General features: G+C 68.3%; 15 protein-coding genes. 6 read left to right on the top strand and 9 right to left on the bottom strand.

Going from position 1 to position 19,859, the window contains the following annotated elements; translation table 11 throughout:
• Nucleotides 1-12: 12 nt before the first annotated feature.
• A complete protein-coding gene (locus HQN59_RS23735; protein WP_176071624.1) occupies nt 13-2,022 on the top strand; it encodes an acetoacetate--CoA ligase in 2,010 nt (669 codons plus the stop codon).
• A gap of 42 nt (nt 2,023-2,064) precedes the next feature.
• Here HQN59_RS23735 and HQN59_RS23740 read toward each other — a convergent pair whose 3' ends face one another.
• Together HQN59_RS23740 and HQN59_RS23745 are read right to left on the bottom strand one after the other, a co-directional pair.
• A complete protein-coding gene (locus tag HQN59_RS23740) occupies nt 2,065-3,564 on the bottom strand; it encodes an acyl-CoA carboxylase subunit beta (RefSeq protein ID WP_176071640.1) in 1,500 nt (499 codons plus the stop codon).
• A 32-nt stretch (nt 3,565-3,596) separates the two neighbouring features.
• Nucleotides 3,597-5,096 carry an acyl-CoA carboxylase subunit beta gene (locus HQN59_RS23745; RefSeq protein WP_176071625.1) on the bottom strand — a complete coding sequence of 500 codons (1,500 nt, stop codon included), beginning with the start codon at nt 5,094-5,096 and terminating at the stop codon, nt 3,597-3,599.
• A gap of 169 nt (nt 5,097-5,265) precedes the next feature.
• Here HQN59_RS23745 and HQN59_RS23750 point away from each other — a divergent pair, with 169 nt between their 5' ends.
• Nucleotides 5,266-6,837, top strand: coding sequence for a carboxyl transferase domain-containing protein (locus tag HQN59_RS23750; protein WP_176071626.1), 1,572 nt, complete (start codon nt 5,266-5,268; stop codon nt 6,835-6,837).
• 15 nt (nt 6,838-6,852) lie between these two features.
• Nucleotides 6,853-8,847: an acetyl/propionyl/methylcrotonyl-CoA carboxylase subunit alpha gene (locus HQN59_RS23755; RefSeq protein ID WP_176071627.1), complete on the top strand. Its 1,995-nt coding sequence runs from the start codon at nt 6,853-6,855 to the stop codon at nt 8,845-8,847.
• A gap of 18 nt (nt 8,848-8,865) precedes the next feature.
• Here HQN59_RS23755 and HQN59_RS23760 read toward each other — a convergent pair whose 3' ends face one another.
• The 7 genes from HQN59_RS23760 to HQN59_RS23790 are packed head-to-tail and all read right to left on the bottom strand — an operon-like array spanning nt 8,866 to nt 15,540.
• Nucleotides 8,866-10,056, bottom strand: coding sequence for an acyl-CoA dehydrogenase family protein (locus HQN59_RS23760; RefSeq protein ID WP_342451293.1), 1,191 nt, complete (start codon nt 10,054-10,056; stop codon nt 8,866-8,868).
• On the bottom strand, nt 10,053-10,523 hold the full coding sequence (locus HQN59_RS23765; protein ID WP_176071628.1) for a MaoC family dehydratase: 471 nt from the start codon (nt 10,521-10,523) through the stop codon (nt 10,053-10,055). The genes HQN59_RS23760 and HQN59_RS23765 overlap by 4 nt, the downstream gene beginning before the upstream one ends.
• 25 nt (nt 10,524-10,548) lie before the next feature.
• Nucleotides 10,549-11,358, bottom strand: coding sequence for an NUDIX hydrolase (locus tag HQN59_RS23770; protein WP_176071629.1), 810 nt, complete (start codon nt 11,356-11,358; stop codon nt 10,549-10,551).
• Between the two features lie 14 nt (nt 11,359-11,372).
• Nucleotides 11,373-12,515, bottom strand: a complete 1,143-nt coding sequence (locus HQN59_RS23775; protein ID WP_176071630.1) for an acyl-CoA dehydrogenase family protein — start codon at nt 12,513-12,515, stop codon at nt 11,373-11,375.
• A gap of 7 nt (nt 12,516-12,522) precedes the next feature.
• Nucleotides 12,523-13,947, bottom strand: coding sequence for an MmgE/PrpD family protein (locus HQN59_RS23780; RefSeq protein WP_176071631.1), 1,425 nt, complete (start codon nt 13,945-13,947; stop codon nt 12,523-12,525).
• 1 nt (nt 13,948) lies between these two features.
• Complete coding sequence (locus tag HQN59_RS23785) at nt 13,949-14,710, bottom strand: enoyl-CoA hydratase-related protein (RefSeq protein WP_176071632.1); 762 nt, start codon at nt 14,708-14,710, stop codon at nt 13,949-13,951.
• A complete protein-coding gene (locus HQN59_RS23790; RefSeq protein WP_176071633.1) occupies nt 14,707-15,540 on the bottom strand; it encodes an IclR family transcriptional regulator domain-containing protein in 834 nt (277 codons plus the stop codon). The genes HQN59_RS23785 and HQN59_RS23790 overlap by 4 nt, the downstream gene beginning before the upstream one ends.
• Nucleotides 15,541-15,749: 209 nt before the next feature.
• On the opposite strand from HQN59_RS23790, the gene HQN59_RS23795 reads away from it, so the two are divergent.
• From HQN59_RS23795 to HQN59_RS23805, 3 genes are read left to right on the top strand one after another with little or no spacing between them, the layout of a single operon-like run.
• Complete coding sequence (locus HQN59_RS23795) at nt 15,750-17,723, top strand: acetoacetate--CoA ligase (protein ID WP_176071634.1); 1,974 nt, start codon at nt 15,750-15,752, stop codon at nt 17,721-17,723.
• Nucleotides 17,724-17,727: 4 nt separating this feature from the next.
• Nucleotides 17,728-18,738, top strand: coding sequence for a tripartite tricarboxylate transporter substrate binding protein (locus HQN59_RS23800; protein WP_342451294.1), 1,011 nt, complete (start codon nt 17,728-17,730; stop codon nt 18,736-18,738).
• Nucleotides 18,739-18,782: 44 nt separating this feature from the next.
• Complete coding sequence (locus HQN59_RS23805) at nt 18,783-19,565, top strand: enoyl-CoA hydratase-related protein (RefSeq protein WP_176071635.1); 783 nt, start codon at nt 18,783-18,785, stop codon at nt 19,563-19,565.
• Nucleotides 19,566-19,859 lie beyond the last annotated feature (294 nt).

Consider the following 19,859-nt stretch of genomic DNA (forward strand, 5'->3'; position numbering starts at 1 on the left):
CGGAGCATTCTCATGACAATCCAGGAAGGCGACCTGCTGTGGACCCCGAGCCCGGCGCTCGTGCAGACGTCGCAGCTGGCCCGGTTCATGGACTGGCTGCGCGAGCACCGCAGCCTGGACTTCGCCGACTACGCCGCGCTGTGGCAATGGTCGGTCGACTTCGTGGAGGACTTCTGGGAGGCGCTGTGGCAGTACTTCGAGATCGACTCGTCCGCTCCGTACACGAGTGTGCTGAACGAGCGAGTGATGCCCGGTGCGGTGTGGTTCCCCGGTGCAAGGGTGAACTTCGCCAAGCACATGCTTCGAAAGGGTCAGCGCGGGCGACCGGCCATCCACCATCGCAGCGAGATTCGCCTGCCCACAACCCTGAACTGGGAGGATCTGCGTGACCAGGTGGCCACGCTGGCCGAGGCCATGCGCCGCATGGGCATCCGACCCGGAGACCGCGTGGTCTCGACCCTCCCGAACACGCCGGAGGCCGTGGTGGCGCTGCTGGCCACCACCGCGATCGGCGCCGTCTGGTCCGCGTGCTCGCCCGACTTCGGCGCGCGCAGCATCCTCGAACGCTTTCAGCAGATTGAGCCCCGGCTTCTGTTCGCGGTGGACGGCTACCGCTTTGGGGGCAAGGACTACGACCGCCGCGGCGAACTGGCGCAACTCGTGGAAGGCCTGCCAACGCTGGAGCACCTGGTCTTCCTGCCCGACCTCGACCCGGCCGCGCCAAGGCCGACGCCGCGCGCGCGCCTGTGGTCCGAGGTGATGAGCGAACGGGCGTTGCGGCATGAGGACTTCCACTACGAGGACGTGGAGTTCTCGCACCCGCTATGGATCCTGTATTCCTCGGGCACGACCGGCCTGCCGAAGGCGATCACGCACAGCCACGGCGGCATGACACTCGAAACCCACAAGGTCATCGCCTTCCACGCCAACCAGACGCCGGACTCGTGCCTGTTCTTCTACACGACCACCGGCTGGATGATGTTCAACTTCATGGTCATGGGGCTGTGCCAGGGCGGGCGCATCGTGCTGTACGACGGCAACCCGCTGGCGCCCGATGTCGAGCGGTTGTGGCAACTCGCGGCCGAACATCGCGTGACGATGTTCGGCGCCAGCCCGACCTTCGTGCAGATGATGATGAAGGCCGGCGTGCGGCCGGCGCAGAAGTACGACCTGTCTGCACTGCAGTCGGTGCTTCTGGGGGGGGCACCTGCGTCCCCGGAGACCTTCGAGTGGTTCTATCGCGAGGTCAAGCAGGACCTCTGGTTGACCTCGCAGAGCGGCGGCACCGACGTCTGTTCGGCCTTCGTGGGCGCCTCGCCCACGCTGCCGGTGTACGCCGGCGAGATCCAGACGCGGCTGCTCGGCGTCGATGCCCACGCGCTGGACGACGACGGGCAGCCGCTGATCGACAGCGTCGGCGAACTGGTGATCCGCAAGCCGATGCCGTCGATGCCGTTGTATTTCTGGGGCGACACCGACCATCGGCGCTACCGCGAGAGCTACTTCGACGTCTACCCTGGCCAGTGGCGACACGGCGACTTCTTCAAGGTCAACCGGCGCGGCGGCTGCTACATCTACGGCCGCTCCGACTCGACGCTCAACCGCGCCGGGGTTCGCATCGGCACGGCCGAGATCTACCGCATCGTCGAGAACGTCGAGGGCGTGCAGGACAGCCTGGTGGTCAATCTCGATCTGCCGGGCGGCAAGTTCTTCATGCCGATGTTCGTCGTCGCCAAGCCGGGCCATGCGCTCGACGCCGCGATGCAGGCGCGCATCACGCGGGCGCTGCGCACCCAGGGCTCGCCGCGCCACGTGCCGGACCGCTTCTACGCGATCGACGCGGTGCCCTACACGCTCACCGGCAAGAAGCTGGAAGTGCCAGTGCGCAAGATCCTGCTGGGCGCGGCGCCGGAGAAGGTGGCCAGCCGAGACGCGATGATGAATCCGGCCGCGCTGCAGTACTTCGTGGACTTCAAGGGCGAAGTCGCGCGTTGGCTCGAGGGTGACGGGCGGCTCGGCTGAGGTCCGGGTGGGGGCTTCAGCCGAGGTCGCCCGGCGGCCTGCTCACATGCGAAACGCGCCGTAGGCGCTCGGCTGGGCCGGCGTGCGGCCGGCGATGTCGAGCAACTGGGCCAGCACGCTGCGCGTTTGCTCGGGCTCGACGACCGCATCGCACCACAGGTGGCGTGCCCAATTCAGGGGGTTGGCCTCGTCGTCGGGCGCATCTGGCGAAGCGGCGGCGCGCGCGTTGGGCCACATCAGCAATGCGTTGGGCCTGAAGGCGCGCCCGCACAGCGCATGATAGGCGGCGCCATGGGCCTGGCCGACGATGAGGGTGAACCTGGGTACGTCGGCATTGGCCACCGCGTTGAGCAGCTTGGCGCCATGCCTGCCGATGCCGCCCTGGCTCGCTTCGTCGCTGGCGGCGAAGCCGAGCGAGTCGACGAGGAACACCAGCGGGATGTCGCGCCGGCCGCACAGTTGGACGAAGTGTGCGCCCTTGGCGCCGGCCTGGGCCGTGAGCGCGTCTTGACCCATCACGATGCCGACCTCGAAGCCTTCGATGCGGGCGAACGCGCACAGCAGCGTCTCGCCATGCAGGGGCTTGAACTCCTGGAAGCGGCTGCCGTCCACGAGTCGCGCAATGATCTCGCGGCCGTCGGCGGCGCCCTGGCCGGGCAGGCGGGCCAGGCCCCGCAGTTCGGCGGCCGGGTACATCGGTGCTTGCGCGTCGGCGCGGGTCCAGCGCAGCGGCGACGGCTCGCCCAGATGATGCACGATGCGGCGCGTGATGGCCAGCGCATCGGCGTCGTCCTCGGCCAGATGGTCGGCCACGCCGCTCACGCTGCTGTGCATCAGTGCGCCTCCCAGTGCCTCCGAGTTGATTACCTCGCCTGTGGCGGCATACACCAGCTGCGGGCTGCCCAGGAACATCGCACCCTGGTTGCGCACGATCACCAGTTCGTCGCACAGCGCCGGGATGTAGGCGCCGCCGGCCGTCGAAGGGCCGAAGACGAGGGCGATCTGCGCGATCCCCTCGGACGACATCTTGACCTGGTTGTACATCACCGATCCGCCCTGGCCATCGTCGGGGAAGATGTTGGCCAGGTCGGGCAGGAAGGCTCCGCCCGACTGGACCATCGTTATGCAAGGCAGCCGATGCTGCCAGGCGAACATCTGCGCCCGCACATGCCGCTTGGTGGTCATGCCGAACATCGTGCCCCCCTTCACCGTGGGGTCGTTGACGATCAGCATGCAGGCGCGTCCCGCGACCCGGCCCACGCCGGTGATCAGGGTGGCGCCCGGCGGCACGCCCTCGTACAGGTCGGCGGCGGTGAGCTGGCCGATCTCGAAGAATGGTGCACCCGGGTCAAGCAACGCCGCGATGCGTTCGCGCGGCAGCATCTGGCCGCGGCTCTGGTGGAGCTTGCGGGCCCGTTCGTTGCCACCTGCCGAGGCCTCGTCGCGGCGTATCTGGAGCGCCGCGGCCATTCCATCGAAGGCGGCGCATCGCCCGTCGAAGGCGGCGCCTGCGGTGGCAGCTGCGGTCTGAAACGGTGACATGCCGCTCGAAGCTTGCGCGCAGCCGGTGCCGGCTACATGCGAAACGCGCCGTAGGTGGTGGGCCGGGCCGGCAAACGACCGGCGATGTCGAGCAGCTGGGCGAGCACGGCGCGGGTCTGCTCGGGCTCGACGATGGCGTCGCACCACAGGTGCCGCGCCCAGTTCATCGCCCCAGCCTCGTCGTCGGGCGCGTCGAGCTGGGCCGAGGCGCGGGCGCCGGGCCACATCAGCAACGCATTGGGCTTGAGCGCGCGGCCGCCCAGTGCGTGGTAGGCCGCGCCGTGGGCGCGGCCGGTGATGACGGTGAATTTGGGGACCTCGGCATTGGCCACCGCGTTCAGCAGCTTCGCACCATGCCTGCCGACCGTGGCCTGACCGGCCTGGCCGCTGTCGGCGAAGCCGGGCGAATCGACCAGGAACACGAGCGGGATGTCGCGCTGGCCGCACAGCTGCACGAAGTGCGCTGCCTTGGCGCAGGCCTGCGCCGTGAGCTCGCCGTGGCCCGCGACGATGCCGACTTCGTAACCTTCGATGTGAGCGAAGCCGCACACCAGCGTCTCGCCGTGTAGCTGCTTGAATTCCTGGAACTGGCTGCCGTCGACGAGACGCGCGAGGATGTCGTGGCAGCCCGCGCCTTCGATGACGCCGACGCCGGCTAGGCCCGTGAGCTCTTGCGGGTCATGCAGTGGCGGCTTGGGCTCGGCGCGCGTCCAGCGCAGGCGCGGCGGCTCGCCCAGGTGGTCGACGATGCGCCGGGTGATGGCCAGCGCGTCCTCGTCGTTCTCGGCCATGTGGTCGGTGACGCCGCTCACTCGGCTGTGCATCTCGGCGCCGCCCAGCGGTTCGACGTCGATCACCTCGCCGGTGGCCGCGAAGACGAGCTGCGGGCTGCCCAGGAACATCGCACCCTGGTTGCGGATGATCACCACCTCGTCGCACAGCGCCGGGATGTAGGCGCCCCCGGCGGTGGACGGCCCGTGCACGAGCGCGATCTGCGCGATGCCTTCTGCCGACATCTTGACCTGGTTGTACATGATCGAACCGGCCTGCCCCTCGTCGGGGAAGATGTTGGCCAGGTCGGGCAGGAAGCCTCCGCCGGACTGGACCATCGTGATGCAGGGCAGGCGGTGGTGCCAGGCGAACAACTGGGCGCGTGTGTGGCGCTTGGTCGTCATGCCGAACATCGTGCCGCCTTTGACGGTGGCGTCGTTGACGAGCAGCATGCACCAGCGGCCGCAGACCTTGCCCACGCCGGTGATCATGGTGGCGCCGGGCGGCACGCCGTCGTACAGGTCGGCGCCGGCGAGCTGGCCGATCTCGAAGAAGGGTGATCCGGGGTCGAGCAGGGCGCGCACACGTTCGCGCGGCAGCAGCTGGCCGCGGCTCAGGTGCAGCTTGCGGGCCTTCTCGCTGCCGCCTGCCAGCGCCTCGTCGTGGCGGGCACGCAGCGTCGCCAGCAGGCCCTGGTAGGCGTCTTGTCGCTGGTCAACTCGCGAGTCGCGGGTTCGGGTGGACGCTGCGTGGGTCGTCATGAGAGTGTGCGGGCGAGTTGGTGGACCTAACAAATGTTTGGTATTCTAGCGACATGCCCGCCGCTCCTGCAATGCGGCGCTGCTTCGCGACACAGGTCCTACGACACATGCATCCCATCACCCTTCGAGTGCGCTTGATGGCGCCACCGAGCCGCAGCCGGAGTGCGCCATGAGCGTTCTCGCATCCGCCATCACCGCAAGCGCCGACGAGCTGCAGGTCAACCGTACAGCCTACGAGGCGCGCCTGGCCGATCTGCGCGCGCGCCGCGCCGCGGCCTTGGCGGCGGGCGCGGCCCCGGCGCGCCAACGCCTGCGCGATGCCGGCCAGATGCTGGTGCGCGAGCGCATCAGCGCCTTGCTCGATCCAGGGTCGCCCTTCCTGGAGCTGTGCCAGCTCGCGGGCGAGGGTCTGTACGGCGACGACCCGCCTGGTGCCGGCGTCGTCACCGGCGTGGGCATGATTGCCGGGCGGCCGTGCATGGTCATCGCCAGCGATCCGACCGTCAACGACGGTGCCTACAACGCCCACACCTGCAAACGGCACGTGCGCGCCCAGCGCTTCGCGTGGCAGCACCGGCTGCCCTGCGTGACGATGCTGCAGCCGGGCGCGCAGCCACCCGGTGCCAAGCAGGGGGTGTTTGCCGACGAAGGCCAGTTCGGATCGATCCTGTACAACCAGACGCGCATGTCGCGCGAGGGCATCGCGCAGATCTGCAGCGTCCACGGGCCCGCGGCGGATTCGGCCGCGTTCGTCGCGGCAATGTGCGACGAGGTGGTGGTGGTGCGCGATCGCGGTGCGCTGGCTTTCGGCTCGGCCGTGCCGGCGCCCGCCGATGCCGAGCGCGCCAACCGCGAGGACGGCGTCACCGACCGGCTGGCCGAGAGCGACGCGCACGCCATCGCCATCCTGCGCGACCTCGTCGGCCACCTCGGCGATGTGCCGAAGCAGCGGCGAGACGTGGCCCAGCCGCGCGAGCCGCTGCACGACCCGCGCGAGATCTACGGCCTGATCAGCGCCGATCCGCGCGTGCCCACCAGCAACCGCGAGATCCTGCTGCGCCTCATCGACGGCAGCGACCTGCACGAGTTCAAGCCAGATTTCGGCGATACGCTGATCACCGGCTTCGCGCGCATCCAGGGTTTCGACATCGGCATCCTGTGCAACAACGGCGTGCTGTTCTCCGAGAGCGCGCTCAAGGCCACGCAGTTCATCGACCTGTGCTGCAAGCGCGACATCCCTTTGCTGTTCATGGCCGACATCAACGGCTTCATGGTCGGCCGCGAGGCCGAGGAGGCCGGCATCGCCAAGCACGGCGCGAAGATGATCACCGCGATGACCTGCGCCAACGTGCCCAAGTACACGCTGATCATCGGCGGTTCCTACGGCGCGGGCTACCTTGCCATGTGCGGCCGCGCCTTCAAGCCCAACGCAATGATCATGTGGCCCAACGGCCGCGCCGCGATCATGGGACCCGATCAGGCTGCCACCACGCTGGCGATGGTCAAGGACGACCAGCACAAGCGCGACGGCACGAGCTGGACCGACGCCGAACGCGAGGCCTACAAGGCGCCGGTGCGCAAGACCTTCGAGGACTTTGCCAACGCCTACAACTTCGCGCGCAACACCTGGTGCGACCTGATCGTCGAGCCGGCCGAGACGCGCGACGTGATGGCAATGCTGCTGGATCTGGCCGGCCGGGTGCCGGCGGTTCCGTCGCGCTTCGGCGTGTTCCGCATGTAGGACTGGCGAAGCGACATGTTCAAGAAGATTCTGATTGCCAACCGCGGCGAAATCGCCTGCCGGATCGCCCGCACCTGCCGCCGCCTGGGCGTGGCTGCCGCGGGCGTGCACTCCGCGGCCGACCGCGACGCCCTGCATGTGCGCGAGATCGGCGAGTCGGTCGAAATCGGCGGCGCCGCGGCGTCCGAGAGCTATCTGCGCATCGACGCGGTGATCGCCGCGGCCAAGGCCGTGGGCGCCGAGGCCATCCACCCGGGTTTTGGTTTCCTGGCCGAAAACGCCGCCTTCGCGCGCGCTGTCGAGGCGGCCGGGCTGGTCTTCATCGGCCCGACGCCCGAGGTCATCGAGCGTCTGGGCGACAAGGCCGCGGCCAAGCGCGAGGCCGAAGCCGCCGGCGTACCCATCGTGCCCGGCAGCCGGACACCGAGCACCGATCCGACCGAGATCGCCGCCACCGTGCGCCGCATCGGCCTGCCGGTGATGCTGAAGGCTGCCGCGGGCGGCGGCGGCAAGGGCATGCGCGGCATCGAGTCGCTCGACGGCCTCGAGCAGGAGATCGAGTCGGCGATGCGCGAGGCGAAAAACGCCTTCGGCGACGCCGGCCTGATCGTCGAGAAGCTGATCCGCCGTGGCCGCCACATCGAGATCCAGATCGCCGGCGACGGCCGAGGCAAGGTCATCCACCTGTACGAGCGCGAGTGCACGCTGCAGCGCCGCCATCAAAAGGTGATCGAGGAGGCGCCCGCCGCGAACCTCAGTGCCGCGATGCGCGAGCGCATGGCGTCCGACGCGGTGCGCCTGGGCGAGCGGCTCGCGTATCGGGGCGTCGGCACGGTCGAGTTCATCGTCGGCGAGCAGGACTACCACTTCCTCGAGGTCAACCCGCGGCTGCAGGTCGAGCACCCGGTCACCGAAGCGGTCACCGGCCTGGACATCGTCGAGCTGATGATGCGCACTACCTCCGGCGAGGGCCTGCCGCTGCGCCAGGATGAGGTGCGCATCAGCGGCCATGCCGTCGAGGCGCGCATCTGCGCGGAAGACCCGGCGGCCAACTTCCTGCCGTCCACGGGCCGGCTGTCGCAGGTGCGCTTTCCGCGCGCCGGCGTGCGGGTCGAGACGGGTATCGAATCGGGCAGCGAGGTCACGCCTTTCTACGACTCGATGCTGGCCAAGCTGATCACGCACGCGCCCACGCGCCAGGAGGCGCTGGACCGGCTCGAACGCGCTCTCGACGAGACGGTGGTGTTTGGTGTCACCAGCAACATCGGCTTCCTGCAGCACCTGATCGACCTGCCCGAGACGCGCAAGGCGACCTTCCATACCCGGCTGATCGACGAGCAGATCGAAGGCTGGGCGCTGGACAAGGCGCGCCACGACGGCCAGACCCTGGCCATCGCGGCCGTGCAGTGGCTGCGCGGCCAGCGCGAGCACGAAGGCCGCAGCCGTTGGACAGGTTGGGCCGGCAGCGGCTGGCAGCTCGGCGCCGGGGACGACGGGCTGGCTCCGGTTCCCAGCCTGCATGTCGAGGCCACGGACGGCGTGAGCGCCGAGATCCGCTTCGGTCCGGTGGGCGCGGACGGCAGCGTGCTGGTCGGTGTCGACGACGCGCGGCTGCGCCTGCGGCTGGCGCCCGCCGATGCACCGGACCGATTCCTGGCGGTCGTCGACGGCCGGCGCGAGATGGTCAGCGTGCACGGCGACGGCGACATGCTGTACGTGCAGGACGGACGCGGCATGCACGCGCTGAAGGCGATTCCGTATCTCTCCTACATCAGCGCGTCGGCGCAGGCCAGCGGCGATGTGAAGGCGCCGATGATGGGGCTGATCCTGAAGGTGCAGGTGGCGCCGGGTGATCGCGTCGAGAAGGGCGCGGTGGTCGCGATCCTGGAGTCGATGAAGATGGAGATGCGCATCGTGGCCGATTGCTCGGGCACGGTGTCGTCGGTGGCCTGCCAGGCAGGGCAGACGGTCGAGCGCAACGCGGTGGTGGTGTCGATCACTCCGGAGTGATCGCCGGCGGGGCGACGCTCAGCGCTGCGCCTTGCCCAGCAGGCTGTCGCCGATGATGTTGCGCTGGATCTGGTTGGTGCCCTCGATGATCTGCAGCACCTTCGCGTCGCGGAAGTAGCGGTTGATCGGCACGTCGGCCGAGATGCCCGCGGCGCCGAACAGCTGCACCGCGTCGGTGGCCACGCGCATCGCGGTATCGGTGGCGAAGCACTTGGCCATGGCCGCCACCGGCGCCAGCGCAGTGCCGGCTAGGCCCGCGTCCACCGCGGCGGCGGCGCTGTAGACCAGTTGCCGGGCCGCTTCGGTCTGCGTCGCCATGTCGGCCAGCATCCAGCGGATGCCCTGGTACTCGCTCACCGCGCGGCCCCAGGTGACGCGGCTCTTCACGAACTCGATGGACAGGTCGATGGCGCCCTGCGCGAGGCCCACGCCGCGTGCGCCGATGAGCGGCCGGCTCTTGTTGAATGCCTCCATCACCGCCTTGAAGCCGTGCCCGTCGTCGCCGATGCGGTTGGCCTCGGGCACGAACACGTCGTCGAGGAAGAGCGGACAAGACGGCACGCCGCGCGCGCCCATCTTGTCCTCCTTGCGCCCGACCGTGAAGCCCTTGCTGCCGCGCTCGACGATGTACAGGTTGATGGCGCCCGCGGTGCCGGCCTCGCCGGTCTTTGCGGCGACGAGCACGAAATCCGCCACCGGCGAGTTGGTGCACCAGATCTTCGAGCCGCTGATGCGGTAGCCGCCTTCGCAGCGGCGCGCGCGAGTGCGGATGCCGGCGACGTCGGAGCCGCTGTGCGGCTCGGTGGTCGAGAACGCGCCGCGCAAGTCGCCAGCCGCCAGCGGCCCGAGCAGGCGGCGCTTCTGCTCGTCGGTGCCGGCGGCGAGGATGGCGCCGAAGGGCACCCACTGCACGACGAGCAGGTACGCGGTGTTGTAGCAGACGCGCCCCAGTTCCTCGATGGCCACAGCCGCCGACAGCATGCTGCCGGTGCCGCCAAATTCATGCGGAAAGGGGATCGCAAACAGGCCCGCGTCGCGCAGCAACTCGAACATGTCCTGCGGGTATTCGGCCGTGCGGTCGATCGCGTCGGCACGCGCCGCGACGCGCTCGCGCGCAAGGCGGCGCACCATCTGCTGGATCTGGCGCTGCTCCTCGCCGAGCGCGAAGGCCGGTGTGCTCAACGCGCCGGCGACCTGCCGTGGATTCACGCGACGACTTCCGCGCGGCACTTGATCATGCGCAGCGGCGTGTAGGTGATGGCCAGCGTTCCGTCGTGCTTGACGATGCGGTTGCACGTGCGCACCAGGCCGCGGCCGGGGCGGCTCTTGCTGCGCCGCGCCTCGATCACCTCACACTCGACGTGCAGCGTGTCGCCGGCGAACACCGGGTTGTGGACCTTGAAGTCCATCTCGAGGAACGCGTAGCCCGTGTGCTGCATCGTGGCGTGCACCAGCAGCCCCTCGGCGAAGGTGTAGGCCAACGCGCCAGGGGCCACCCGGCCCTTGATGTCCGATTCGGTGCGCAGGAACTCCAGGTCGGTGAACAGCACCTCGGTCATGCCGGTGCACGAGCAGAAGTTGACGATGTCGGCCTCGGTCACGGTGCGGCCGATGGTGCGGAACCGCCGCCCGACCGGCAGGTCCTCGAAGTGCAGTCCGATGCCAAGGATATCCATGGGTGTGCCTCTGGCCGGTCCTGGGTCAGCGTGCGACCAGATTCATCAATGCCGAGGACAGCGGTGGGTAGCCGCTGTCCGCGGGCAGCACAGGGATGTGACGTCCGTCGCCATGCCGACCCAGCGTGGGCTGGATGCGCCGCACGGCACGCGCCCTCGCGGCGGCGATGGCTGCATCAGCATCGGGGCTCGTTCCGAGCAGCGCCAGGTTGCACAGGGTCGGGAAGATGATGACGCGACGTCCGTCCTCGCAGTCGCGCAAGGCGTCGCGGGGGTTGACCCAGAACGAATCGACCGCCTCGCGGCCATCGTGCGAGGCCACCTGACCCGGCGGTGCGGCGGCGATGTAGAAGTAGGTGTCGAAGCGCTTGGGCGAGACCTCGGGTGTCACCCAATGCGCGAACGGGTGCAACAGGTCCAGTGCCAGCTCTAGGCTTTCGGCACGCACCATGTCGACGAAGGCCTCGGCCGACGCCGCCGTGCGCTCATGCCAGCGGCGCCACAGTTCGGAGAGTGCGTCGGCGTCGAGCAGCCGACCATGGCGGCGCGCCAGCAGCAAGCCGCTTTCTTCGAACGCTTCACGCACGGCGGCGATGCGCAGGGCGGCATCATCCCCGTCTAAAGTGACGCTAGAACGCAGGTGCCGCCGCAACCGCTCGTCGCGGTCGGCCGCGGCCACCTTGCCGCCCGGGAACACCGCCGCGCCACGCGCGAAATCAATCTCGTGATGGCGCACGACCATCAGCGTCTCAAGCCCGCCAGGCCCGTCGCGCACCAGCACGAGCGTGGCGGCTTGTACCGCGGGGTTTGGCGCGGACACGATGTGGTCGGCCATGGGCGGCTCGCGGGTCAGAGGCGCATTTCCTGCGCGATGATGGTGCGCTGGATCTGCGAGGTGCCGCCGCCGATGGTGGCCTGCATGCCCTCGCGGAAGTAGCGCTCGACGTCGGCCTCGGGCGTCGTGCCGAGGCCGCCGAAGATCTGCACCGCCTGCCGGGAGACCGTCTGCAGCGTCTCGGACGCGAACAGCTTGGCCATCGCCACCTCCTTGCGGCACGGCAGCCCCTGCGCCGCCAAGTCGGCGGCACGGTAGGTCAGAAGCCGCGCAGCGTCGGTCTGGGTCTGCATGTCGGCCAGCATGTGGCGGATGACCTGGAACTCGAAGATCGGCTTGCCGAACTGCACGCGCTGCTGGGCATAGGCGAGAGCGTCGTCGACGGCCCCCTGGGCATTGCCGACGTAGCTCGCCGCCACCGCGACACGTTCGAGCGCCAAGTGCTCGCCGGCAATGATCTTGAAGCCTTCCCCCGGCTCGCCGAGCAGGTTCGCCACCGGCACGCGCACGTTGTCGAGAAAGATCTCGGTCGTCACCACCGAGCGCCGCGCCAGCGTCTGAAGCGGCCTGATCGTCAGCCCTGGCAGGTCATTGGGGACGATGAAAACGCTGAGCCCGTCGCGCTTGTCCGGGGTCTGCGCCGTGCGAACCAGCATCAGGATCACCGCACCGCGGTTGCCGGCGCCGCTGCACCACAGCTTCTGGCCGTTGAGCACGTAATGCTCGCCGTCGCGTTCGGCGCGGGTCTGCACGTTGGCCACGTCGGAGCCGGCGCCCGGCTCCGACATCGAGATCGGAAAGCGGATCTCTCCTCGCATGAAGGGCTGCAGAAAGCGTTGCTTCTGGTCTGCCGTGCCATGCAGGGAAAAGTTCATCGCGGTGAATATGCCGCCGGCAATCGCCACGGAGAAGTCGACGCCGTAGGCCGACAGGGATTCGCACATCAGCGCATAGGAAAAGACATCGCCGCCGTCGCCGCCGTCGGCCTCCGGTACCAGCAGTCGGTGAAAGCCGAGCTTGGCCGCCTTCTCGTAGGCCTCGTAAGGAAAGGCACGGTCCATGTCGCACTTGCGGACATATTCGCGGCCCACTTCGCGGTCCAGCCAGCGGCGCACCGAGTCCTTCCAGGCTTGTCGTTCTTCGTCGAGGAAGTTCATGACTGCTTCAATGCCTCGCAGCGTCCAGAGGTACCCCCGCCAGCAGGCCGGCCAGCGGAGACAGGTCGGGCAGCTCGTCGAGGCGATCCACCAGATCGATCAACTCATCGCACACCTCGGCGGAGACGACGGGTGCTGCCATCGAGCGGAACTTGCGCTCGAGGCGGGCACGCTGCGCGCACAAGTCGCGCTCGGGCACTCCGGCGTCATGGCGTTGCCGTAGCGTGGCACCGTGCGTCGTTTTGATCACCACTTCAGCCTGGGTCAGCTCGGAGCATTCGCCGTGCAGTTCGACGCGCACGCGTTCTCGCAGGCGCTTCAGGTCGGGATCGTCGGTCTGCGCGTCCGAGTAGCTGGTAAGCTTGGCGGTGTCGATCCCCGCAATGGCCATCGCCACTGTGTGGCGCAGGCTGAACTTGGCCTCCAGTCCGCTGCGTGGCTCGGCGATATTGCATACGCTGTCACTCATCGAAGACGCATGCACGACGACGCGCATCACGTCCTCGTCACGCAGTTCGTGACGCTCCGTCAGGCACCGGGCGGCTTCGATGGCAGCGTGCGTTCCGTAGCAGGCCGCGTGGTACTTGAAGAGGTTCTGCCGCAGGTACAGCCCGCAGTCCGGGTCGCGCAACGCTGCCTCGGGACGGAAGTCCGGACCATGCGTCGCTGCGAAGCCCTGGCTGGCTTCGATCGCGTCGGCACGGCTGGTGAAGCCGCGGGCTGCCAGCTGCGCCGCCAGCAGGCCGTCGGCACCCGCCTTGCCGGCGTGCAAAGGCTTGCACATCGTGCCGAACATCGACTTCAGGCCTGCCGCCTCGGTGGCCGCGATCCCGAGCGCCACCGCCGTGTCGGCGGCACCCAGGCCGAGCAGATGCGCGCAGGCAGCTGCGGCGCCGAACGTGCCGAGCGTGGCGGTGGCATGGAACCCTGCGGTGTAGTGGCCCGGCGACACGGCCGCGCCGATGCGACACAGCGTCTCGTAGCCGGCGACGAACGCGGCCATGAACTCGGCCCCACTGGCGCCACGCGCCTCGGCCAGAGCCAGCAGGGGCGGCACCAACACCACGCTCGGGTGGCCGCTGAAGCTCATGTTGACGTCATCGAAGTCGAGCGCATGCGAGGCGGCGCCGTTGACCAGGGCAGCCTGCCGGCAACTCGTGGCGAACCCCTGGCCGACGACCGTGGCCTGTGCGTGCCCGCCTTGTTCGCGCGCCTCCTCGGCCAGCATCCGCGTCAGCGGTTCATGGGCGCCGGCCAGGCAGACCGCAATCCAGTCGAGCACGCACTGGCGCACGAGTTCCCGCATGTCTGCGGCCAGCTCCTCATGCCGCCACGCGGCAGCGCGCTCGGCCAGCGCTGCAGTGAGGCCTTGTGCGGGGCCGATGCGGCCAGCGACGACAGGGGTACGGGAAAGAGAGATGTTCGCGATCATGTCAACGTCCTTTCCATTGCGGCTTGCGCTTTTCGCGGAAGGCGCGCGGCCCTTCCAGCGCGTCCTCGCTGAGATAAACGGCATCGAAGGCGCGCCAGGACGCGCGCAGTGCCGCTGTGCGGCCCATCTCGGTGGCCATGCGAACCATTTCCTTGGCGCCGCGCACGGTTAGAGGCGCGTTCACGAGGATGCGGGCGGCGAGTTCCTTGGCGCCCTGCAGCGCCTGGCCCGGCGGCGTGACCCGGTTCACGTAGCCGAGCTCGTAGGCGCGCTGCGCCGACAGCGGGTCGCAGGTCATCGCCACCTCCATCAGGATGCGCTGCGGCAGCATGTGGATCACCGGCGACGCCCAAGGCATGCCGCGGCCCACGCGGCCCTCGGTGATGGCGAACTTGGCCGTCTCGTCGGCCACACACAGGTCGCACATCTGCGCCAGCAGCCAGCCGCCGGCAAAGGCGTAGCCTTGCACGGCGGCGATGACCGGTTTCGTGACTTCGATGGTCTCGCCGAGCACCGGCATGAAGTTGCGCGGCGGTATGCGCAGCGCCGTGTCGGCGGCTTCCACCAGATCCATGCCGGCGCAGAACGTGTCTCCCTTGCCGGTCAGGATGGCGATCTGCGCCGACTCGTCGGCTTCGAAACGCGGCCAGACCTCGAACATGGCCTGGCGCACGGCACGGTTGATGGCGTTCTTGCGCTCCGGGCGGTTAATGGTGATGACGGCGATACCGTCTTCGACTTCGTAGAGGAGTTCGTTGTTCATGCGGATTCGCGTGCCTTGCGGTTTGGTTGCGGATATCGGGGCCCATGACCCAGCGCTTCGGAAAGCCGCGCAGCGGCTTGCCGTGCCGCCGTCGCGAGCCGTTCGCCAGCGGCGCGCCCGCGATCGAGCGGAGCAGCGACGACGATCGCAGCGTCCACCCGGCCGTCGTGATCGAACACCGGTGCCGCAAATCCGGCGACGTCGAGCGTGACTTCGCCAAGCGTCGAGCCATAGCCCTGCTCGCGTGCGCGCTTGATCAAGCGGGCGAGCTGGCGCCGGTCGGTCACGGTCTTGGAGGTAAGCGGTTCGAGTTCAGCCGTACGCAGGTACTCGGCCATCCAGGTCGGGTCCTGGTGCGCCAGCAGAACCCGCCCGGCCGAGGTTGCGAACAGCGGTCGTGTGGTCCCTTCCGGCACTGAATAGCGCACCAGCCTGTGACTCTCGAGAACCGCGACATAGGTCAGCACCCTGGCCGAGCGGTCGATGACCGCCAGCACGGCCGTCTCGCCAGAGTTCTCGCGGGCCTCGTGCAGGAACGGCATCGCAATCGTCGCGAGCGAACGTGCAGAGACGAGTGCGGCACCGAGCACGAACGACTGCGGGCCGAGTCGGTACATCACGCCGTCACGTTGCACGTATCCCTCGCCGACCAGACCGCGAAGCAGGGCGTGCACGCTGGTCTTCGGTGCACCGAGCATCGGGTGCAATCGCGCGAGCGGCAGCCCGGCGGGCTCGGCCGCCAGCAGGCGCAGCAGGGTCAGCACCCGAGACAGCGCCATCGGCGCCGGGTCGGCCCGCGACTCGTCATCGATCGGCTCGCGGATGTCCACGGCAGGCAGGAACAATGTCTCCATGTGTTCTGATATCGGAATGGCCGTTCAATACAAGGCTCACGCTAACAAGCTCCGTTCATGACGTCAACGGATCAGGCATCGGTGATGACCCCAGGAGAGCCTTTGCCAGGATATTGAAGTAGTCGATCAAACTAACGATCGTTCGGTATATCATTGCCGGCAAAGCTGTTCGCCAATGCCGCAGCATGACGACCGACGACGACCTTCCGCCGATCTGGCAGCCCACGGCCGAACGCTCGGCGGCGGCCCGCATCACTGCGTTCCAGGGCTGGCTCGCCCGGGAGAAGGGGCTGTGCTTCGCCGACTACCAAGCGCTGTGGCGCTGGTCAGTCGACGACCTCGATGCCTTCTGGACCGCACTGGTCGAGCACTTCGCGTTGCCGCTGGAGGGCGAACGAGCCCCAGTCCTCGCCGAGCGATCGATGCCGGGCGCGCGCTGGTTCCCGAACGCGCGCACGAACTACGTGAACCAGGTTTTCCGCCAGCGCAGCAGCGACCGTCCGGCGCTGGTCTTCCGCAACGAGGCCGGCGCCCGCGACGAGGTTTCGTGGGAGCGGCTCGAGCGCGAGACGGCCTCGCTGGCGCTGTGGCTGCGCGAGCAGGGCGTACGGCCCGGCGATCGTGTGGTGGCCTACTTGCCCAACATCCCCCAGGCCGTGACGGCTTTCCTGGCCGCTGCAAGCGTCGGCGCGGTGTGGTCGCTCTGCTCGCCCGAGATGGGTCTGGCGGCGGTCGTCGACCGCTTTCGCCAGATCGAGCCCAAGGTGCTGATCGCTGTCGACGGCTACCGCTGGAGCGGCCAGGCGCACGACCGGCGCGAGATCGTCGCCCGGCTGCTGGAAGACCTGCCCAGCGTGGAGCGGCTGGTGCTGGTGCCCTACCTTGATGCCGCCGCCAAACCACGCGGCTGGCCAAATGGCGTGGCCTGGGCCGAAACGGTCGGGCGTTCGACGCCTCTGCGTGTGGAAAGCCTCGCCTTCGACCACCCGCTGTGGGTCGTGTACTCCTCCGGCACGACAGGGCTGCCCAAGGCCATCGTGCACGGACACGGCGGCATCCTGATCGAGCATGTCAAGACCATGGCGTTGCACAACGACGTGGCCGCGGGTGACCGTTTCCACTGGTTCACGACCACCGGCTGGGTGATGTGGAACCTCAACGTGGCTTCGCTGCTGGTAGGCGCGGTGATGTGCATCTACGACGGCAACCCGGCGTGGCCCGACTACGGCACGCTGTGGCGCTTTTGTGGCGAGATGGACCTCGACTTCTTCGGCGCCGGCGCGGCCTTCTTCTCGATGTGCGAGAAGAACGGCGTCGAGCCGCGCCGGATCGCGGCGCTGGGCCGGCTGCGCACGATCGGCTCCACCGGATCGCCTCTGGCGCCGCAGAGCTACCGCTGGATCTATGACAACGTGCGCCGCGACGTGTGGCTCGCGCCGATGTCCGGCGGCACCGACTTCGCCGGCGCCTTTGTGGGCGGCGTGCCCACGCTGCCGGTGTTCGTGGGCGAGATGCAGGCGCGCTGCCTGGGTGCCGACGTGCGCGCATGGGACGACGCCCGGCGCGAACTGGTCGACGAAGTGGGCGAACTGGTGTGCGTGTCGCCGATCCCGTCGATGCCGCTTTACCTTTGGAGCGATCCTGGCGGCAAGCGCCTGAACGAGACCTACTTCGACGTGTACCCGGGCGTCTGGCGGCACGGCGACTGGCTGCGCATCACGCCCCGCGGTGGCGCCGTCATCTACGGCCGCAGCGACGCCACGATCAACCGCCACGGTGTGCGCATGGGCACCAGCGAGCTCTATCGCGTGGTCGAGGCGCTGCCCGAGGTGCTGGACAGCCTCGTCGTCGACCTGGAGTACCTCGGGCGCGAGAGCTGGATGCCGCTGTTCGTCGTGCTGCGAACGGGCTGCTCCCTCGATGCCGCGCTGATCGAGCGCATCAAGGCGGCCATCCGCGAGCAGCTGTCGGCGCGCCATGTGCCCAACGACGTGATCGAAGTGCCCGAGATCCCGCGCACGCTCACAGGCAAGAAGCTCGAGGTGCCCGTGAAGAAGCTGCTGTTGGGGCAGCCGGCGCACAAGGTCGCCCATCGCGATGCGTTGGCGAACCCTGCGAGCCTCGACTGGTTCTTGAACTTGGCGTTGCGCCGCCACTAGTGCGGTGTTCCACGCCGTGCATCGACACAGGAGACGCACAGTGAACGTCATACGCCAGATCCGCCTGGGTGCGGCGGCCCTTGCCGTCGTCGCCGTCACCGTTGGGGCGCAACCGCGCTACCCCGACAAGCCGGTGCGCATCATCGTCCCGTCGACCCCGGCCGGCGTGCTGGACAACGTCGCGCGCACGCTGTCGTTGCGCCTGGCGGACCGGCTGGGCCAGCAGATCGTCATCGACAACAAAGGTGGCGCCGGCGGCAACATCGGCGCCGAAGCGGCGGCGCGATCGCCGGCCGACGGCTACACGCTGTTCATAGGCTTCAACGCGACGCACGGCGCCAACCTGGCCTTGTTCGGCAAGCTCGCCTACGACCCCGTGTCCGACTTCGCACCCATCAGCCTGCTGGCGGAGGTGCCCAACATCATCTCGGTGAATCCTTCGGTGCCGGTCAACAGCTTGGCCGAGCTGGTCGCGCTCGCCAAGTCGCAACCGGGCAAGCTCAGCTATGCCTCGTCCGGAAACGGTACGTCGACGCACCTGGCGGCCGAACTGTTCAAGGCGGCGGCGGGAATCGATCTGCTGCACATCCCGTACAAGGGCAGTTCGCCGGCGGTCGCCGAAGTCATCGCCGGCCAGGTACCTGTGCTTGTGGACAGCGTCTCGTCCTCGGCTGCGCAGATCAAGGCCGGCAAGCTCAAGGCCCTGGCGACGACGAGCCCGAAGCGACTGGCCGTGCTGCCCGGTCTGCCCACGGTGGCCGAGTCCGGCTATCCGGGCTTCCAGTCCACTGCCTGGGTCGGGTTGCTGGCTCCCGCGGGCACGCCGAGGCCGGTGATCGAACGCCTGCACGCAGCGGTGATCGAGGTGATGGCGCTGCCGGAAACGCGCGAGCGCATGGCCGCGTTCGGCGCCGAGGTCACCACCTCCACACCCGAGGAATTCGCGGCGCATATCCGCTCCGAGATGGTCCGCCTGGGCAAGATCGTCCGTGACGCCCAGATCAGGATCAACTGAAATCTACCCCCCGTTCCCGCAACCCTTACAGGAGATCCATGAGCATGTCAGACAAAGAGGTCTATCTCGACGTCAAGGATTTTGTCGGCACCATTACCATCAACCGGCCCAAGCAGCTCAATGCCTTCACCGGCGACAACATCGTCGAGATGGAACGCCTGCTCGCCGAGGCCGCGGCGGATCCCAAGGTGGGCGTCATCGTGCTTGCGGGCACCGGCGATCGCGCGTTCTGCGTCGGCGGCGACGTCAATTGGGAGAAGGGCAGCGGCGGCAAGAGTGGCCTGCAGGATCTGGACTTCAAGTTCAACCGCCTGATCGTCGAATGCCCCAAGCCGGTGATCGCGCGCGTCAGCGGCTACGCCATCGGCGCGGGTCACCACATCGCCTATTTCTGCGACTTCACCATCGCGGCGGACCACTCCATCTTCGGTCAGAACGGCCCACGGGTGGGCTCGCCGGCGGGCGGCTACATCGTCTCGCATGCAGCCAACGTGCTCGGCCACAAGCGTGCGCGAGAACTGTGGATGCTGTGTCGGCGCTACACGGCGCAGCAGGCGCTCGAATGGGGTCTGGTCAACTCCGTGGTGCCCAAGGAGAAGCTCGACGAGGAAGTGCGCAAGTACGCCGACGAGCTGCTCTCGTTGAGTCCGACCTGCCTGCGCATCGTCAAGCGCTCGTTCTACCACCACATGCAGCCCATCATGGGCCGCGACATGAACGAGTTGATCAAGGAAGTGGCGCCCAACTACTTCCAGACCGGCGAGCAGCAGGAGGGCGCCAGCGCCTTCCTGGAGAAGCGCAAGCCTGACTTCTCGCTCTTTCGCTGACCGCCGCGCCCTACCGTCGGGCAGGTGCCCCGCGCTTGCTGTGCCGATCGTCGCAATCGGACCCGATAGCGCGAGGCTTGAACCGACGTACGCGCGGTCGGCCAAAGCGGCGTTGAACGAGGCCTAGTGTCGTGAGTTAGAAATTCGCAGACAAAATCTCTCGATGCTGGCGAGAGCCGGCTCCGCTGGTTTGAACACGCAGCGGCCTGAGTTAAGTGGATTGGCTGCGGTTTGAAGTTCTTCAATCCCGGGCCCCTGCCAGGCCGCCGGAGGCGCCCCGGTTGAGCCCCTGTA

Origin of the sequence: Rhizobacter koreensis (assembly GCF_013366375.1) — a bacterium.
Taxonomy (GTDB): Bacteria; Pseudomonadota; Gammaproteobacteria; order Burkholderiales; family Burkholderiaceae_C; genus Schlegelella_A; species Schlegelella_A koreensis.

Bases quoted from the DNA above. Each gene is read 5' to 3' on its own strand.
- HQN59_RS23735 (WP_176071624.1), top strand. From the start codon at position 13: ATGACAATCCAGGAAGGCGACCTGCTGTGGACCCCGAGCCCGGCGCTC.
- HQN59_RS23740 (WP_176071640.1), bottom strand. From the start codon at position 3,564: ATGTCACCGTTTCAGACCGCAGCTGCCACCGCAGGCGCCGCCTTCGAC.
- HQN59_RS23745 (WP_176071625.1), bottom strand. From the start codon at position 5,096: ATGACGACCCACGCAGCGTCCACCCGAACCCGCGACTCGCGAGTTGAC.
- HQN59_RS23750 (WP_176071626.1), top strand. From the start codon at position 5,266: ATGAGCGTTCTCGCATCCGCCATCACCGCAAGCGCCGACGAGCTGCAG.
- HQN59_RS23755 (WP_176071627.1), top strand. From the start codon at position 6,853: ATGTTCAAGAAGATTCTGATTGCCAACCGCGGCGAAATCGCCTGCCGG.
- HQN59_RS23765 (WP_176071628.1), bottom strand. From the start codon at position 10,523: ATGGATATCCTTGGCATCGGACTGCACTTCGAGGACCTGCCGGTCGGG.
- HQN59_RS23770 (WP_176071629.1), bottom strand. From the start codon at position 11,358: ATGGCCGACCACATCGTGTCCGCGCCAAACCCCGCGGTACAAGCCGCC.
- HQN59_RS23775 (WP_176071630.1), bottom strand. From the start codon at position 12,515: ATGAACTTCCTCGACGAAGAACGACAAGCCTGGAAGGACTCGGTGCGC.
- HQN59_RS23780 (WP_176071631.1), bottom strand. From the start codon at position 13,947: ATGATCGCGAACATCTCTCTTTCCCGTACCCCTGTCGTCGCTGGCCGC.
- HQN59_RS23785 (WP_176071632.1), bottom strand. From the start codon at position 14,710: ATGAACAACGAACTCCTCTACGAAGTCGAAGACGGTATCGCCGTCATC.
- HQN59_RS23795 (WP_176071634.1), top strand. From the start codon at position 15,750: ATGACGACCGACGACGACCTTCCGCCGATCTGGCAGCCCACGGCCGAA.
- HQN59_RS23805 (WP_176071635.1), top strand. From the start codon at position 18,783: ATGTCAGACAAAGAGGTCTATCTCGACGTCAAGGATTTTGTCGGCACC.